This window comes from Pseudoxanthomonas broegbernensis, from assembly GCF_014202435.1.
GTDB classification, from domain to species: domain Bacteria; phylum Pseudomonadota; class Gammaproteobacteria; order Xanthomonadales; family Xanthomonadaceae; genus Pseudoxanthomonas; species Pseudoxanthomonas broegbernensis.
Window position 1 is genome coordinate 90,906 of record NZ_JACHGU010000002.1, and the last position, 14,305, is coordinate 105,210.

A 14,305-nucleotide genomic window follows, 5' to 3' on the forward strand; every position below is an offset into this window, starting at 1 on the left:
CAAACCGGGCGCTGGCATAGTCTTTCCGCATGAACCCAGGCCATTCCGCCCAGGCAGTCGCAAACGGGCCGCCACCCACGGGCGAGCCGGTGCCCGGCTACGTCCTCGAACTCGAGCGCCTGGCGTCCTACCTGCCGCGGGAGCAACTGCCTTTGCTGCGCGAGGCCTGGCAGATGGGCGCCGCCGCCCATGCCGGCCAGACCCGCAAGTCCGGCGAGCCCTACATCACCCATCCGATGGCCGTGGCCGGGGTGCTGGCCGAGCTGGGCCTGGACGTGGAATCGCTGATCGCCGCCATCCTGCACGACACCATCGAGGACACCCCGCTCACCCGGCAGGACATCGCCACCCGCTTCGGCGAGGACGTGGCCGACCTGGTGGACGGCGTCACCAAGCTGGACAAGCTCAAGTTCCGCGACCGCCAGGAGGCGGCGGCCGAGAGCTTCCGCAAGATGCTGCTGGCCATGTCGCGCGACCTGCGCGTGATCATGATCAAGCTGGCCGACCGCCTGCACAACATGCGCACCCTGGGCGCACAAAGCGGCGAGGCGCGCGGCCGCATCGCCCGCGAGACCCTGGAGATCTACGCACCGATCGCCCAGCGCCTGGGCATGAGCCTGGTCAAGTCCGAGCTGCAGAACCTGGGCTTCCGCGCGCTGTATCCCTGGCGCCACGCGATCCTCGAGAAGCACATCCGCAGCCAGCCGGTGGTGCGCCGCGAATCGATGGTGCAGGTGGAGGTGAAGCTTTCCCAGGGCCTGGCCCGCGAGGGCCTGGAGCACCGCCTGGTGAGCCGGATCAAGACCCCGTGGAGCATCTACAACAAGATGCAGGGCGAGGGCAAGAGCTTCGACCAGGTGATGGACGTGTTCGGCTTCCGCGTGGTCGTGCGCAGCGTGCCGGACTGCTACCGCGCGCTGGGCGCGGTGCATGCGCAGTTCAAGCCGCTGGACGGGCGCTTCCGCGACTTCATCGCCATCCCCAAGGCCAACGGCTACCAGTCGCTGCACACGGTGCTGTTCGGTCCCTACGGTTCGCCCATCGAGGTGCAGATCCGCACCGAGGAAATGGACCTGATCGCCGAGCGCGGCATCGCCGCGCACTGGACCTACAAGCATGGCGGCGAGAGCCCCAACAGCGCGCAGAGCCGCGCGCACGCCTGGATCGTGGACCTGATCGACTCGCAGCGCGCGGCCGGCTCCTCGCTGGAGTTCCTGGAGAACGTCAAGGTCGACCTGTTCCCGGACGAGGTCTACCTGTTCACGCCCAAGGGGCGGATATTGTCGCTGCCGCGCAGCTCCACCGCGCTGGACTTCGCCTATGCGGTGCATACCGACGTGGGCAACCAGGCGGTGGCCGCGCGCGTGGACAAGAAGCTGGTGCCGCTGAAGACCAAGCTGGCCAGCGGGCAGACGGTGGAGATCATCGCCGCCAAGTCGGCCGCGCCCAAGCCGCAATGGCTGGAGTTCGTGGTCACCAGCAAGGCGCGCACCGCCATCCGCCATCAGCTCAAGCAGCTCGAGCACGAGGACGCGGTGCAACTGGGCCACCGCATGCTCGACCGCGCGCTGGAGGCGATGGGCAGTTCGCTGGAGAAGCTGCCGGCGCAGCGGCTGGAGTCGTTCCTGGCCGAGCACCGGTTCCCGCGCCTGGAGGCGTTCCTGGCGGAGGTGGCGCTGGGCAACTGGATGCCCAGCCAGGCGGCACAGGCGCTGATGGCCTATGCGGAGCTGCGCGGCGGCCGCGGCCGCTCCGGCCGGCTGCAGGAGAAGATCCTGATCAACGGCACCGAGGGCGGGGTGGTCAGCTTCGCCAACTGCTGCCAGCCCATCCCCGGCGATGAGATCATGGGCTACCACACCGCCGGCAAGGGCGTGGTGCTGCACCGGCTGGACTGTTCCAACCTGGCCGAGTTCCGCAAGTCGCCGGAGCGCTGGGTGCCGATCGACTGGGACCCCAACGTCGCCGGCGACTACGACACCTCCCTCATCGTGGACGTGGAGAACCACACCGGCGTGCTGGCGCAGTTGGCCGCGGCGCTGGCGCAGAGCCAGTCCAACATCGAGCGGGTGGACTACCTGGACCGGGACATGAACGCGGCGCAGTTGCGCTTCGCCATCCAGGTGCGCGACCGTACCCACCTGGCCGATGTCATCCGCCGCCTGCGTCGGCTGAACGTGGTGCAGGGCGTGCGCCGCCAGTAGGGCGGGCTCGCGCTGCCGCGTCCCGGCGCGCGTTGGGGACGCGACTTCCTCGGCGCCGAGCCGCCGCATGCGGCCGGACAACTGCGTCGTCCTCCATGTCCATGGAAGCAGCGAACCCGGCGCCGCAGAGGACGGCGGCCGGCCCGAAGCCAGCGCTTTGCCTTCGGCGCATCGGATGGAGCAGCATCCCCCGCCCGAAACCGGCGCGTTGCCCCGATGATCCGGGCAAGGCCTTCCGGCGGCGATCAAGCCTCGAAAGCCGGCTCCCGTTCCCGCATGCGCGCCGCCGACTCGCGCACCGGCGCGAAGCTGCGGCGGTGGTGCGGGCAGGGGCCGTGCAGGGAAAGCGCGGCCAGGTGCGCCGGCGTGGGATAGCCCTTGTGCAAGTCGAAGCCGTACTGCGGGTGCTCGGCGTGCAGCCGGCACATCAGCCGGTCGCGGGCGACCTTGGCCAGGATCGAGGCGGCCATGATCGCCGGTTCCAGCGCGTCGCCGCCGACCAAGGCCTCGGCCATGCACGGCAGCGCCTTGGGCACCGCGTTGCCGTCGATCCGGACCAGCTCCACCTGCGGCCCCAGCGCGACCACGCAGCGGCGCATGCCCTCCAGGGTCGCGTGCAGGATGTTGAGGCGGTCGATCTCGGCCACCGCCATCATCTCGACATGCCAGGCCGCCGCGCGTTCGACGATCAGCGGGTACAGCGCCTCGCGCCGGGCGTGGCTGAGCTTCTTGGAATCGTTGAGCCCCTCGACCGGGCGGGCCGGATCCAGGATCACCGCCGCCACTGCCACCGGACCGGCCAGCGGGCCGCGGCCGGCCTCGTCCACGCCGGCCAGGCGCAGGGAGCTGCGGTCGATGGCGAACATGCCCATGTCGCCGGACGCCCGCGCCGACGCGCGCCGGTTCACGGCCGCGGCTCCGCCGAGGCGAGCAGGCCGGGCAGGGTGGCGATGGCCTCGGCCGCCGAGGCCGAGGCGTCGCGGCGCAACTGCTCGTGCAAGCGCAGGTATTTCGGCTGCAGCGCGGCCACCGCCTGCGGCGCCTGGAACCAGTGCAGCACCGCGGCGGCCAGCCGGTCCGGGGTGCAGTCGTCCTGCATCAGTTCCGGGGCCAGGTCCTCGCCGGCCAGCACGTTGGGCAGGGCGTAGCGGTCGACCTTGAGCAGGCCCAGGGCGCGCACGATGCGGTAGGTCAGCGGCGCCACCCGGTAGCCCACCACCATCGGGCGCTTGCACAGCATCGCCTCCAGGGTGGCGGTGCCGGAGGCGAGCAGGACCACGTCGGCGGCGGCCATCGCGGCGCGGGCCTGGCCGTCGAGCAGGTGCGCGCGCTGCGGCGGCAGGGCCGAGTGCGACATCTGCGCCCGCATCAGCGCGCGGCAGGCGCCGTTGGCGGCCGGGGCGACTACGTGCAGCGCGGGCAGCGCCTCGGACGCACGCCAGGCGGCCTCGAAGAAGATCTCGCCCAGCCGCTCGATTTCGCCCAGCCGGCTGCCCGGCAGCACCGCCAGCACCGGTGCGTCGGCGGGCAGGCCCAGGCTCGCCCGCGCGGCGGCGCGGTCGGGCCGCAGCGGCAGCGCGTCGGCCATCGGGTGGCCGACGAAGCGCGCGTCCACGCCGTGGCGGGCGTAGATCTCCGGCTCCATCGGGAACAGGCACAGCACGCGGTCGGCGCTGGCGCCGATCTTCTCGGCGCGCTTCTCGCGCCAGGCCCAGACCGAGGGGCTGACGTAGTGCACGGTGGCCACGCCGCGCCGCTTGAACCAGCGCTCCACCGGCAGGTTGAAGTCCGGTGCGTCGATCCCGACCACCACGTCCGGCCGCCAGGCCAGCGCGCGCGCGCGGAATTCGCGGCGCAGGCGCAGCAGGCGCGGCAGGTGGCGCAGCACTTCGGCCAGGCCCATCACCGCCAGTTCGCTGGCGTCGTGCCAGGTCTCCATGCCGGCCGCCCGCATCGCGTCGCCGCCGATGCCCGCGAAGCAGGCCTCGGGGAAGCGCTGCCGCAGCGCGTCGATCAGCCCCGCGCCGAGCGCATCGCCGGAGGCTTCGCCGGCGACCAGCACGAACCGCGGGCCGCCGCCTTGCGTCGTTTCATGCCCCCGGATCCGCGCGTTCATGCCGGTGCGTCCCCGTCCGGCCGCTTCAGCGCAGCAGCGGCCGTTCGCCGCCGTCGATGAAATCCAGCAGGTGGCGCACGTCGGCGCTGCTCTCGGCCTGCGTGGCCAGTTGCTGCCTGGCCTCGGCCAGCGGCAGGCCGGCCACGTACAGGGTGCGGTAGGCGCGCTTGATCGCGGCAATGCGCTCGGCGTCGAAGCCGCGGCGCTTGAGGCCTTCGCTGTTGATCCCGCGCGGGCGCCCCAGCGAGTTGCCGCCGACCATGGTGAACGGAGGCACGTCGCCGTTGACCAGCGCGCCCATGCCCAGGAACGCGTGGTCGCCGATCCGGCAGAACTGGTGGGCGCCGGCGAAGCCGCTGATGATCACCCAGTCGCCCACGGTCACGTGCCCGGCCAGGGTGGTGTTGTTGGAGAACACGCAGTGGTCGCCGACGATGCAGTCGTGGGCGACGTGGCTGTAGGCCAGCAGCCAGTTGTCGTCGCCGATGCGGGTGACGCCGCCGCCGCCGGCGGTGCCGCGGTTGAGGGTGACGAACTCGCGGAACACGTTGCGCTCGCCGATCACCAGTTCGGTGCGCTCGCCGGCGAACTTCTTGTCCTGCGGCTCGCCGCCGACGGCGACGTGGCTGATGAAGCGGTTGCCGGGGCCGATCCGGGTGGGCCCGGCGAAGCTGCAGTGCGGGCCGACCTGGCAGCCGTCGCCGATTTCCACGTCGGCGCCGACTACGGCGAAGGCGCCGATGCTCACGCCTTCGCCCAGGCGCGCGCCCGGGTCGATCGCGGCGGTGGGATGGATGCGGGGGGCGTCGCTCATGCGGGGGTTCCAGGATTGGCGCCGGCCGGGGTCAGCCGCGGGTGCCGGCGCACAGCACCTCGGCGCAGGCGGCGATCTCGCCGTCGACCTTGGCCTCGCCGTAGTACACGGCCATGTTGCGGATCACGCGCTTGATGGTCACGTGCAGCTCCAGGACGTCGCCCGGCACCACCTGGCGGCTGAAGCGCGCATTGTCCACCTTGACCATGTAGAACAGCTTGGATTGCGCGTCGCGGCCCAGCGACAACTGGGTCAGCACGCCGCCGGCCTGGGCCAGCGCCTCGATGATCAGGACCCCGGGCATGATCGGCTGGGTCGGGAAGTGGCCCTGGAAGAACGGCTCGTTGATGCTGACGTTCTTGCGGCAGACGATGCGCTTGCCCTCGATGTCCAGTTCATCGACACGGTCGACCAGCAGGAACGGGTAGCGGTGCGGGATCAGCGTCTGGATGGCGGCGACGTCGATGGGGAGCTGCACGGGTTCGTTCATTCGGGACTTCCCTGGGTGGAGGCGTTGACGCGGCGTGCCAGCGCATCCAGTTGCTTGAACCGGGCGGCGTTCTTCCGCCAGGTACGGTTGTCGGTGAGCGGGGTGCCGGAGGAGTACTCGCCCGGCTCGCGAAGGCTGTGGGTCACCAGCGACATCGCGGTCACGGTGACCTTGTCGGCCACTTCCAGGTGGCCGAGGATGCCGGCGCCGCCGCCGACCAGGCAATAGCGGCCGATCCGGGCGCTGCCGGCCGCGGCCGAGCAGCCGGCCATGGCGGTGTGCGCGCCGATGCGCACGTTGTGGCCGATCTGCACCAGGTTGTCCAAGCGCACGTCCTCCTCCAGCACGGTGTCTTCCAGCGCGCCGCGGTCGATGCAGGTGTTGGCGCCGATCTCGCAGTCGTCGCCGACCACCACCCCGCCCAGTTGCGGTACGTTGACCCAGCGCCCGGCATCCATCGCCAGGCCGAAGCCGGCCGCGCCCAGCACCGCCCCGGGCAGGATGCGCACGCGCTTGCCCAGGCGCACGCGCTCCACCAGGGTCACCCGCGCCTGCAGCTCGCAGCCGGCGTCCAGGGTGCAGTCCTCGCCGATCGTGCAGCCGGGGCCGATGACGCAGCCCGGGCCGATCCGCGAGCGCGCACCGACGCTGACGAAGGGGCCGACGTGGGCATCGGGCGAAACCTCGGCGCCCGGGTCGATCGCCGCCGAGGGGTGGATGCCCGGCGCCCGCGCCGGCACGCGCTCGAACAGGGCGGCGATGCGGGCGAAGGCGACGTAGGGGTCGCGCGCGACCAGCGCGGCGCCCGGCGCGGCCTGCGCGTCGTCGGCGCGCACCACCACCACGCCTGCGCGGGAGGCGGCCAGTTGCGCGCGGTAGCGGGGGTTGGCCAGGAACGCCAACTGCCCCGGGCCGGCACCGGCCAGGGTGGCCACGCCGCGCACCGGGGCGGTGCCGTCGCCGTGCAACTGCAGGGAGAAGCGCTGGGCCAGTTCGGCGGCGGTGAATACGGGGGCACTCATGCCGCGCATTCTAGCCTCCCCGCACCCCGGACCCGACCGTACGGACTCAGCGGCGGGCCAGCAGCACCAGCAGCGCCCCGGTCCCGCCCTGCGCCGGCGGTGCCGAATGGAAGGCCAGCACGTCGCCGCGCTGGCGCAGCAGGCGGTCGACCAGGTTCTTCAGCACCGGCACGCCTTCGCCGCCGCCCTTGCCGTGGATGATGCGCACGCAGCCGAGGCCGGCCTGCGCCGATTCGGCCAGGAAGCGCGCCAGCAGGGTCTCGGCCTGCAGCGCATTGGCGCCGTGCAGGTCCAGTTCGTCCTGGGCCGAGAACTGGCCGCGGCGCAGCCGCTGCCAGTCGTGCCCGGATACCCGTTCGCGGCGGAACGCGCTGGGGTCGCCGCGCAGCAGCACGGCATCCGGGTGGTCGGCCAGGCGGCCGCGCACGCCCTTCTCGTCGGGCTTGCCGGGCCGCGCGGCCGCGCGCGGACGGGGCGGTGCCGGCGGTGCCGGCGCGGGCTTGCGCAGCGGCGCCACCTTGCCGACCGCGGCACGGAAAAGCTCGGCGTCGTCGTCCTCGTGCATGCGCACAGCCTAGCGCAGGCGGGCGGATGCGATGAGAAGCGCCCCGGCCCGCAGGAATAACGACGCGCGAAGCGCGAAGGCGGCGTGCGACCGCGGCGAGGCGGCCACGCAAGCGGCGGAACCGATGCGGGCGCTTCCGGTATCATGCGGATGTTTTCGAGGAAGCCCATGCGCGTACTGGTAAGCAACGACGACGGTGTGGACGCACCCGGCATCCACGCCCTGGCCGAGGGCCTGCGCGACGCCGGCCACGAGGTCTTCGTGGTGGCCCCCGACCGCGACCGCTCCGGCGCCAGCAACTCGCTCACCCTGGACGTGCCGATCCGGACCAAGCGCCTGGACCACTACACCTGCTCGGTCGCCGGCACGCCCACCGACTGCGTGCACCTGGCGCTGACCGGCATGTTCGAGTTCGAACCGGACATCGTCGTGTCGGGCATCAACAACGCCGCCAACCTGGGCGACGACGTGATCTATTCGGGCACCGTGTCGGCGGCGATGGAGGGGCGCTTCCTCGGCCTGCCGGCGGTGGCCGTGTCGCTGGTCACGCGCAACCACGACGCGCGCCACTACGCCACCGCCGCGCGTGCGGCGGTGGAGATCGTCGCGCGGCTGCTCACCGATCCGTTGCCGGCCAACACCATCCTCAACGTCAACGTGCCCGACCTGTCCTGGCAGGACGTGCGCGGCTTCGAGGTGACCCGCCTGGGCAACCGCCATCGCTCCGAAGCCTGCGTGCCGCAGACCGATCCGCGCGGGCGCACCGTCTACTGGATCGGCCCGGCCGGCGCCGAGCAGGACGCCGGGCCGGGCACCGATTTCCACGCCGTGCGCACCGGGCACATCTCCATCACTCCCATCCATGTCGACCTCACCCGCTACCAGGCGCTGGAGAAGGTGGCCGGCTGGGTCGGCGGGCTGACCCAGGCGCTGGCCGCAGGGGCGCCGGGAGCCCGGGCATGATGGCCCCGCGCCTGCGATTGCAGCCGGAGGCGGTCGGCCTGGGCATGACCTCGCAGCGCGTGCGCGACCGCCTGGTCGAGCGCCTGCGCGAGGGCGCGGCCAATGGCGGCGGCATCGTCGACGAGAACGTGCTCAACGCGGTGCGCACCGTGCCTCGCCACCTGTTCGTGGACGAGGCGCTGGCCAGCCGCGCCTACGAGGACACCGCCCTGCCCATCGGCCATGGCCAGACCATCTCCCAGCCGTGGGTGGTGGCGCGCATGACCGAGGTGGTGATGGCCGCGCAGCCCGGGCGGGTGCTGGAGATCGGCACCGGTTCCGGTTATCAGGCCGCGATCCTGGCCGCGCTGGGGCTGGAGGTGTACACCGTCGAGCGCATCGGCGAGCTGCTGCGCCAGGCGCGCAAGCGCTTCCGCGCGCTGGGCATGAACGTGCGCAGCCGCCACGACGACGGACGCGTGGGCTGGCCCGAGCACGCGCCCTACGATGCGATCCTGGTCACCGCCGCGGCCCCGGCGCTGGTGGAGGCGCTGATCGAGCAGCTTGGCGTGGGCGGCGTGCTGGTGGCGCCGGTCGGCGGCGCCTCCTCGCAGTCGCTGCTGCGCCTGGTCAAGCGTGCCGACGGCGGGGTCGACGAGGACGTGCTGGGACCGGTGGTGTTCGTGCCGCTGCTCGCCGGCACCCTGGACTGAACCATGCCCGAGCCTACGCCCCTCCTCGACGCCGGTGCCCCGCTGGGCGAGCAGTTGGCCGCGATCATCGCGCGCCTGCCCGAGGACCGGCTGAGCCTGCGCGAGCTGCTGGACGCCTTCGGCGACGAGGGCCTGCTGCTGCTGGTGATCCTGCTGACCCTGGTGTTCCTGATCCCGGTGTCGATTCCCGGCGTGAGCACGGTGTTCGGCGCGGCGATCCTGCTGGTGGGGGTCAGCCGCCTGGCCCGGCGCCCGCTGTGGCTGCCGCGTCGGCTGAAGGACCGGGCGCTGCCGGCCGGCCGCCTGCGCCCGGGCCTGACCGCCGGGCTGCGCTGGGTCCGGCGGATGGAGCGGATCAGCCGGCCGCGACGGCTGGGCGCGCTGGCCGACGGCCGTGTCGCGCGCTGGCTCAACGACCTGGCCTTCATCCTCGCCGCGCTGCTGCTGATGGCACCGTTCGGCTTCGTGCCGTTCAGCAACACGCTGCCGGCCCTGGCGCTGCTGCTGTATGCCACCGGCATGATCCAGCGCGATGGCGGGGCCATACTGCTGGGCCATGTGGCCAATGTCGGCACCATGGTCTACTTCGCGGTGCTGATCGGCGGCGGTGGCATGGCCGCGCACGGGATATTCGAAAGACTGACCGGTTGAACCCGGCGCGCCGCGCTGGCGCATCCGACTTCATACAGGGAGACACGCATCCGCATGAGCAACGCGACCGCCCCGGCAAGCATGGTGTTCCGTTTCGGCGCCCTGGTCCTGGCCCTGCTGCTGCTGGCCGCCTGCGGCAAGAGCACGGTGGTGCGCAGTCCGTCCGCCTCGGGCACGGCGACGGCCGCCTCCCAGCCGCGCCCGGGCGAATCGGTGCTGGTCAAGCGCGGCGACACGCTCTATTCGCTGGCCCGCGCGCAGGGCATGTCGGTGACCGACCTGGCCCGCTGGAACGGCCTGCAACCGCCCTACACGATCTATCCGGGCCAGCGCCTGCGGCTGGGCCCGGCCGACGGCAAGACGGCCACCGCCGCCAGCACGCGTCCGGCGGCCGGCGCCGCGACGGCCCCGCCGCGTCCCGCGACGCCCGCGCCCGTCCCGGCCAGCAGCGGCTTCGCCTGGCGCTGGCCGGCGCAGGGCGTGTTGCTGGGCACCTACGTGGCCGGCGACAACACCCGCCAGGGCATCGACATCGGCGGCAGCAGCGGCCAGCCGGTGACGGCGGCGGCCGACGGCGTGGTGGTGTATTCGGGTGCCGGGCTGGTGGGTTACGGCGAGCTGATCATCGTCAAGCACAACGAGCAGTGGCTGTCGGCCTACGGCCACAACCGCAAGCGCCTGGTCAACGAAGGCCAGAACGTGAAGACCGGCGAGCAGATCGCCGAGATGGGCCGTACCGGCACGGCGCGCGACATGCTGCATTTCGAGATCCGCCACAACGGCAAGCCGGTCGATCCGCTGCTGTACCTGCCCAAGCGCTGACGGCGCCGCGCTTGGCGGGTAGCGGGTTTCCGGTCCCGCAGGGGCCGGAAACCGTCATGCCGACCGGCCCGATGTCTGGCCTGCCACCGACGGAAGCCGGCTTCCACGAGGAAGGCGGGTGCCAGTGGAAAGGGCGGTCGCATCGGCCTTGACGGCGGGAGCACGGGCCGGCGTGCGCCAGGTACCGCCGTGCCGCACCGTTCAGCCCGCAGGCCCGCCATCCAGCAGGAATGCCGCCACCACCCGGCGGCCCTCGCCGGCCAGCACGTTGTAGGTGCGCGCGGCGGCGGCGTTGTCCATCACCTCGATGCCGATCTGCCGGGTCAGGCAGGCGGCCATCACCGCCGGCGGCGGGAACGACTGGCGCTGGCCCGTGCCCAGCACCACCAGCTCCGGCCGCAGCGCCAGCAGCGGCTCCATGTGCGCCGGCAGCAGGCCGGCGGCCGCGGCCGGGGCCGGCCATTCGTCGAGCAGGCGGTCCGGCGCGAGGGCGAAGCTGCGCACCAGCACGCGGTCGTTGACGCGCGCATGGCGGCCGTCGGCCTGGCGCAGGATGAATTCGTAGTCGGGGCGCTCGTGGCTCAGGTGCATGGCCGGTCAGGCCCGCGGCAGCACGATCCCGGGCTTGTCCCGGGCGGGGCGGTAGAGGGTGGCGGTGTGCCCGATCCGCTGCACCAGCGCGGCGCCGGCCTGCGCGGCCAGGTCGGCGATCATCGCGTCGCGGGCTTCGCGGTCCTCGGCGCCGACCTTGACCTTGACCAGCTCGTGTCGCTCCAGGATCTGGTCCAGCTCGGCCAGCAGGGCCGGGGTGATGCCCTTGCCGCCCACCTGCATCAGAGCCTTGAGGCCATGGGCCTGGCCGCGGAGAAAACGGTTCTGGGCGGCGGTCAGGACGACGGACATCGGGTACCGGGGCGGGGTCTGCAGGGCGGATCAGGGTATCATGGCGCCCCATATCGCCGCGGGCTCCGTGCCCAGCCCACGCATGTCCCGCAGCTCCCGCAGCAAGAGCAGCCACCGCTGGCTCCGCGAGCACTTCGCCGATCCCTACGTGAAGAAGGCCCAGGCCGCGGGCCTGCGTTCGCGCGCGGCGTTCAAGCTGGAGGAATTGCTGGAACGCGACCGCCTGCTCAAGCCGGGCATGGTGGTGGTCGACCTGGGCGCGGCCCCGGGCGGCTGGTCGCAGTACGTGCGCCAGGCGCTGGGCGACGGCGGCCGGGTGCTGGCGCTGGACATCCTGGAGATGCCGCCGCTGGCCGGCGTCGAGTTCCTTCATGGGGATTTCAGGGAGGATGCCGTCTTATCGGAGCTGGAGACGCTTTTGGAAGGCCGGCCGGTGGACCTTGTGCTGTCGGACATGGCCCCCAATATGAGTGGCATGGACGCGGTCGACCAGCCGCGGGCCATGCACCTGGCGGAACTGGCGCTGGAGTTCGCCGACACCCACCTGCGCCCCGGCGGCGCCTTCCTGATCAAGCTGTTCCAGGGGGTGGGGTTCGACGACTACGTGCGCCAGTTGCGCCGCCGCTACGAAAAGGTCGCCATCCGCAAGCCGGCGGCCTCGCGCAAGCGTTCGCCGGAAGTCTATGCCCTCGGGCAGGGCAAGCTGGCGCGGATGAAGTAAGCTCGAAACCCGCGAGCCGAGGCCGCAACAGACACACGCAGGATCAGGGATACACCGGAGCCGATGAGGATGAACGACTTGACCAAGAATCTGCTGCTTTGGGTGGTCGTCGCCGTCGTGCTGATGGTGGTGTTCCAGAGCTTCTCGCCGCGCGGCGGCACCGCCGTCGCTCCGGGCGAGTCGCCCAGCTACACCCGCTTCCTGCAGGACGTGGATGCCGGCCGCATCCGCTCGGTGGTGTTCACCGACGAGAGCACCTTCACCGCCAACGCCATCCGCTACCGCCGCGCCGACGGCACCGAGGGCCAGGTGGTGGGGCCGATGGACGGCAAGCTGATCGACCAGTTGGTCAGCAAGAACGTGGACATCGTGCGCGAGAAGCCGGCCACCGGCCCGGGCTTCTGGGGCATCGTCCTGAACTTCCTGCCGGTGCTGCTGCTGATCGGCTTCTGGATCTTCATGATGCGGCAGATGCAGGGCGGCGGCGGCGGCGCCAAGGGCGCGATGTCCTTCGGCAAGTCGCGGGCCAAGCTGCAGGGCGAGGACCAGATCAAGGTCACCTTCGCCGACGTGGCCGGCTGCGACGAGGCCAAGGAGGAGGTCAGCGAACTGGTGGAGTTCCTGCGCGACCCGTCCAAGTTCCAGAAGCTGGGCGGCAAGATCCCGCGCGGCGTGCTGATGGTCGGCCCGCCGGGCACCGGCAAGACCCTGCTGGCCAGGGCCATCGCCGGCGAGGCGAAGGTGCCGTTCTTCAGCATCTCCGGCTCGGACTTCGTGGAGATGTTCGTCGGCGTGGGCGCCTCGCGCGTGCGCGACATGTTCGAGCAGGCCAAGAAGCACGCGCCGTGCATCATCTTCATCGACGAGATCGACGCGGTCGGCCGCCATCGCGGCGCCGGCCTGGGCGGCGGCCACGACGAGCGCGAGCAGACCCTCAACCAGTTGCTGGTGGAGATGGACGGCTTCGAGGGCGGCGAGGGCGTGATCGTGATCGCCGCGACCAACCGCCCGGACGTGCTCGACCCGGCCCTGCTGCGCCCGGGCCGCTTCGACCGCCAGGTGGTGGTCGGCCTGCCCGACGTGCGCGGCCGCGAGCAGATCCTCAAGGTGCACATGCGCAAGCTGCCGCTGGCCGACGACGTCGAGCCGCTGGTGATCGCGCGCGGCACCCCGGGCTTCTCCGGCGCCGACCTGGCCAACCTCGCCAACGAGGCGGCCCTGTTCGCCGCGCGCAACAACGAGAAGGAAGTGCGCATGGAGCACTTCGACAAGGCCCGCGACAAGATCCTGATGGGCGCCGAGCGCCGCTCGATGGCCATGAGCGAGGAGGAGAAGACCCTCACCGCCTACCACGAGGCCGGCCACGCCATCGTCGGCCGCCTGGTGCCCGAACACGACCCGGTCTACAAGGTCACCATCATTCCCCGCGGCCGCGCCCTGGGCGTGACCATGTACCTGCCCGAGGGCGACCGCTACTCGATCAACCGGGTGGCGATCGAGTCGCAGCTCAGCTCGCTGTACGGCGGGCGGGTGGCCGAGGAGCTGATCTTCGGCGAGGACAAGGTCACCACCGGCGCCTCCAACGACATCGAGCGGGCGACCAAGATGGCGCGCAACATGGTCACCAAGTGGGGCCTGAGCGACGAGATGGGTCCCATCGCCTACGGCGAGGAAGAGGACGAGGTGTTCCTCGGCCGCTCGGTGACCCAGCACAAGAACGTCTCCAACGAGACCGCGCGGCTCATCGACGAGGTGGTGCGCTCGATCCTGGACAAGGCCTACGCCCGCACCAAGGCGATCCTGACCGAGAACATCGACAAGCTGCACGCGATGTCGCGCGCCCTGCTGCAGTACGAGACCATCGACGCGCCGCAGATCGAAGCGATCATGCAGGGGCACGAGCCGCCGCCGCCGGCCGGCTGGGGCAAGTCGGGCAAGGACGGCAGCGACAAGGGCGACCCGCGCCCGCTGCCGCCGGTGGGCGGCCCGGCCACCCAGACCTGAGGGCACGATGGGCAGGCGGCCGGCACGATGACGGAGCAAATGCGCGAGCCCGGCCCGCAGGATCGCCCGGCGCAGGGCCCCGATGCGGGCACGGCGCCGCGACAGAGCTACTACATCCGTAACCCGTGGCGGCCCTGGGCGTCCGGCGCTTTCGCCGGCGCCTCGTCCATGCTCACCTTCACGACGGTATTTTACGCGCTGGGGCGGCTGCCGCTGGTCCTGGTGGGCATCAGCGTGCTGCTGGCCGTGGCGGTATTCGTTTTCGGGCTGTACGCCCATCGTCGTGCCGCACGCTTCGATGCGCAGATAGGCGGGCGCTGAGCGCCTGCCCGGGTTCG

At 71.7% G+C, this 14,305-nt stretch carries 16 protein-coding genes; 8 read left to right on the forward strand and 8 right to left on the reverse strand.

All coding sequences use genetic code 11. The features are described from left to right. Positions 1 to 29 precede the first annotated feature (29 nt). Complete coding sequence (locus tag HNR76_RS03875) at positions 30 to 2,204, forward strand: RelA/SpoT family protein (RefSeq protein ID WP_162310963.1); 2,175 nt, start codon at positions 30 to 32, stop codon at positions 2,202 to 2,204. Between the two features lie 245 nt (positions 2,205 to 2,449). On the opposite strand, the gene HNR76_RS03880 is transcribed toward HNR76_RS03875, so the two are convergent. From HNR76_RS03880 to HNR76_RS03905, 6 genes are read right to left on the reverse strand one after another with little or no spacing between them, the layout of a single operon-like run. Then, a complete protein-coding gene (locus HNR76_RS03880) occupies positions 2,450 to 3,112 on the reverse strand; it encodes a ribonuclease HII (RefSeq protein ID WP_425501787.1) in 663 nt (220 codons plus the stop codon). Then, positions 3,109 to 4,320 carry a lipid-A-disaccharide synthase gene (gene lpxB, locus HNR76_RS03885; protein WP_162310962.1) on the reverse strand — a complete coding sequence of 404 codons (1,212 nt, stop codon included), beginning with the start codon at positions 4,318 to 4,320 and terminating at the stop codon, positions 3,109 to 3,111. The genes HNR76_RS03880 and lpxB overlap by 4 nt, the downstream gene beginning before the upstream one ends. 25 nt (positions 4,321 to 4,345) lie before the next feature. Further along, complete coding sequence (gene lpxA, locus HNR76_RS03890) at positions 4,346 to 5,134, reverse strand: acyl-ACP--UDP-N-acetylglucosamine O-acyltransferase (RefSeq protein WP_162310961.1); 789 nt, start codon at positions 5,132 to 5,134, stop codon at positions 4,346 to 4,348. A 31-nt stretch (positions 5,135 to 5,165) separates the two neighbouring features. Continuing rightward, complete coding sequence (gene fabZ / locus HNR76_RS03895; RefSeq protein ID WP_162310960.1) at positions 5,166 to 5,624, reverse strand: 3-hydroxyacyl-ACP dehydratase FabZ; 459 nt, start codon at positions 5,622 to 5,624, stop codon at positions 5,166 to 5,168. Further along, positions 5,621 to 6,646 carry a UDP-3-O-(3-hydroxymyristoyl)glucosamine N-acyltransferase gene (gene lpxD / locus HNR76_RS03900; protein WP_183982115.1) on the reverse strand — a complete coding sequence of 342 codons (1,026 nt, stop codon included), beginning with the start codon at positions 6,644 to 6,646 and terminating at the stop codon, positions 5,621 to 5,623. The genes fabZ and lpxD overlap by 4 nt, the downstream gene beginning before the upstream one ends. A 46-nt stretch (positions 6,647 to 6,692) precedes the next feature. After that, complete coding sequence (locus HNR76_RS03905) at positions 6,693 to 7,211, reverse strand: Smr/MutS family protein (protein WP_162310958.1); 519 nt, start codon at positions 7,209 to 7,211, stop codon at positions 6,693 to 6,695. Between the two features lie 168 nt (positions 7,212 to 7,379). Here HNR76_RS03905 and surE point away from each other — a divergent pair, with 168 nt between their 5' ends. Genes surE through HNR76_RS03925 form a run of 4 tightly spaced genes read left to right on the forward strand, consistent with a single transcriptional unit; the run spans position 7,380 to position 10,339 of the window. Then, the gene (surE, locus tag HNR76_RS03910; protein WP_162310957.1) at positions 7,380 to 8,174 is read left to right on the forward strand and encodes a 5'/3'-nucleotidase SurE; all 795 of its coding nucleotides are present in this window, start codon (positions 7,380 to 7,382) and stop codon (positions 8,172 to 8,174) included. After that, a complete protein-coding gene (locus HNR76_RS03915; RefSeq protein WP_162311021.1) occupies positions 8,174 to 8,866 on the forward strand; it encodes a protein-L-isoaspartate(D-aspartate) O-methyltransferase in 693 nt (230 codons plus the stop codon). The genes surE and HNR76_RS03915 overlap by 1 nt, the downstream gene beginning before the upstream one ends. A gap of 3 nt (positions 8,867 to 8,869) precedes the next feature. Continuing rightward, positions 8,870 to 9,517: an exopolysaccharide biosynthesis protein gene (locus HNR76_RS03920; RefSeq protein WP_162310956.1), complete on the forward strand. Its 648-nt coding sequence runs from the start codon at positions 8,870 to 8,872 to the stop codon at positions 9,515 to 9,517. Between the two features lie 54 nt (positions 9,518 to 9,571). Next, a complete protein-coding gene (locus HNR76_RS03925) occupies positions 9,572 to 10,339 on the forward strand; it encodes a peptidoglycan DD-metalloendopeptidase family protein (protein WP_425501786.1) in 768 nt (255 codons plus the stop codon). A 201-nt stretch (positions 10,340 to 10,540) separates the two neighbouring features. On the opposite strand, the gene HNR76_RS03930 is transcribed toward HNR76_RS03925, so the two are convergent. Then, positions 10,541 to 10,930, reverse strand: coding sequence for an Mth938-like domain-containing protein (locus HNR76_RS03930; protein ID WP_162310955.1), 390 nt, complete (start codon positions 10,928 to 10,930; stop codon positions 10,541 to 10,543). A gap of 6 nt (positions 10,931 to 10,936) precedes the next feature. After that, positions 10,937 to 11,242, reverse strand: a complete 306-nt coding sequence (gene yhbY, locus HNR76_RS03935; protein WP_162310954.1) for a ribosome assembly RNA-binding protein YhbY — start codon at positions 11,240 to 11,242, stop codon at positions 10,937 to 10,939. Between the two features lie 82 nt (positions 11,243 to 11,324). Between yhbY and rlmE the strand changes: the two genes are divergently transcribed. From rlmE to HNR76_RS03950, 3 genes are all read left to right on the forward strand, one after another. After that, entirely contained in the window at positions 11,325 to 11,963 is a 639-nt protein-coding gene (rlmE, locus tag HNR76_RS03940; RefSeq protein ID WP_162310953.1) for a 23S rRNA (uridine(2552)-2'-O)-methyltransferase RlmE, read from the forward strand. Positions 11,964 to 12,032: 69 nt separating this feature from the next. Then, positions 12,033 to 13,967 carry an ATP-dependent zinc metalloprotease FtsH gene (gene ftsH, locus HNR76_RS03945; protein WP_162310952.1) on the forward strand — a complete coding sequence of 645 codons (1,935 nt, stop codon included), beginning with the start codon at positions 12,033 to 12,035 and terminating at the stop codon, positions 13,965 to 13,967. Positions 13,968 to 13,994: 27 nt separating this feature from the next. After that, positions 13,995 to 14,288, forward strand: coding sequence for a hypothetical protein (locus HNR76_RS03950; protein WP_246429004.1), 294 nt, complete (start codon positions 13,995 to 13,997; stop codon positions 14,286 to 14,288). Positions 14,289 to 14,305 lie beyond the last annotated feature (17 nt).

Coding starts and splice junctions, on each gene's coding strand:
- HNR76_RS03925 (WP_425501786.1), top strand. CDS start 9,572: ATGAGCAACGCGACCGCCCCGGCAAGCATGGTGTTCCGTTTCGGCGCC.
- HNR76_RS03875 (WP_162310963.1), top strand. CDS start 30: ATGAACCCAGGCCATTCCGCCCAGGCAGTCGCAAACGGGCCGCCACCC.
- lpxD (WP_183982115.1), bottom strand. CDS start 6,646: ATGAGTGCCCCCGTATTCACCGCCGCCGAACTGGCCCAGCGCTTCTCC.
- HNR76_RS03950 (WP_246429004.1), top strand. CDS start 13,995: ATGACGGAGCAAATGCGCGAGCCCGGCCCGCAGGATCGCCCGGCGCAG.
- lpxB (WP_162310962.1), bottom strand. CDS start 4,320: ATGAACGCGCGGATCCGGGGGCATGAAACGACGCAAGGCGGCGGCCCG.
- lpxA (WP_162310961.1), bottom strand. CDS start 5,134: ATGAGCGACGCCCCCCGCATCCATCCCACCGCCGCGATCGACCCGGGC.
- surE (WP_162310957.1), top strand. CDS start 7,380: ATGCGCGTACTGGTAAGCAACGACGACGGTGTGGACGCACCCGGCATC.
- ftsH (WP_162310952.1), top strand. CDS start 12,033: ATGAACGACTTGACCAAGAATCTGCTGCTTTGGGTGGTCGTCGCCGTC.
- HNR76_RS03915 (WP_162311021.1), top strand. CDS start 8,174: ATGGCCCCGCGCCTGCGATTGCAGCCGGAGGCGGTCGGCCTGGGCATG.
- HNR76_RS03930 (WP_162310955.1), bottom strand. CDS start 10,930: ATGCACCTGAGCCACGAGCGCCCCGACTACGAATTCATCCTGCGCCAG.
- HNR76_RS03920 (WP_162310956.1), top strand. CDS start 8,870: ATGCCCGAGCCTACGCCCCTCCTCGACGCCGGTGCCCCGCTGGGCGAG.
- HNR76_RS03905 (WP_162310958.1), bottom strand. CDS start 7,211: ATGCACGAGGACGACGACGCCGAGCTTTTCCGTGCCGCGGTCGGCAAG.
- yhbY (WP_162310954.1), bottom strand. CDS start 11,242: ATGTCCGTCGTCCTGACCGCCGCCCAGAACCGTTTTCTCCGCGGCCAG.
- rlmE (WP_162310953.1), top strand. CDS start 11,325: ATGTCCCGCAGCTCCCGCAGCAAGAGCAGCCACCGCTGGCTCCGCGAG.
- fabZ (WP_162310960.1), bottom strand. CDS start 5,624: ATGAACGAACCCGTGCAGCTCCCCATCGACGTCGCCGCCATCCAGACG.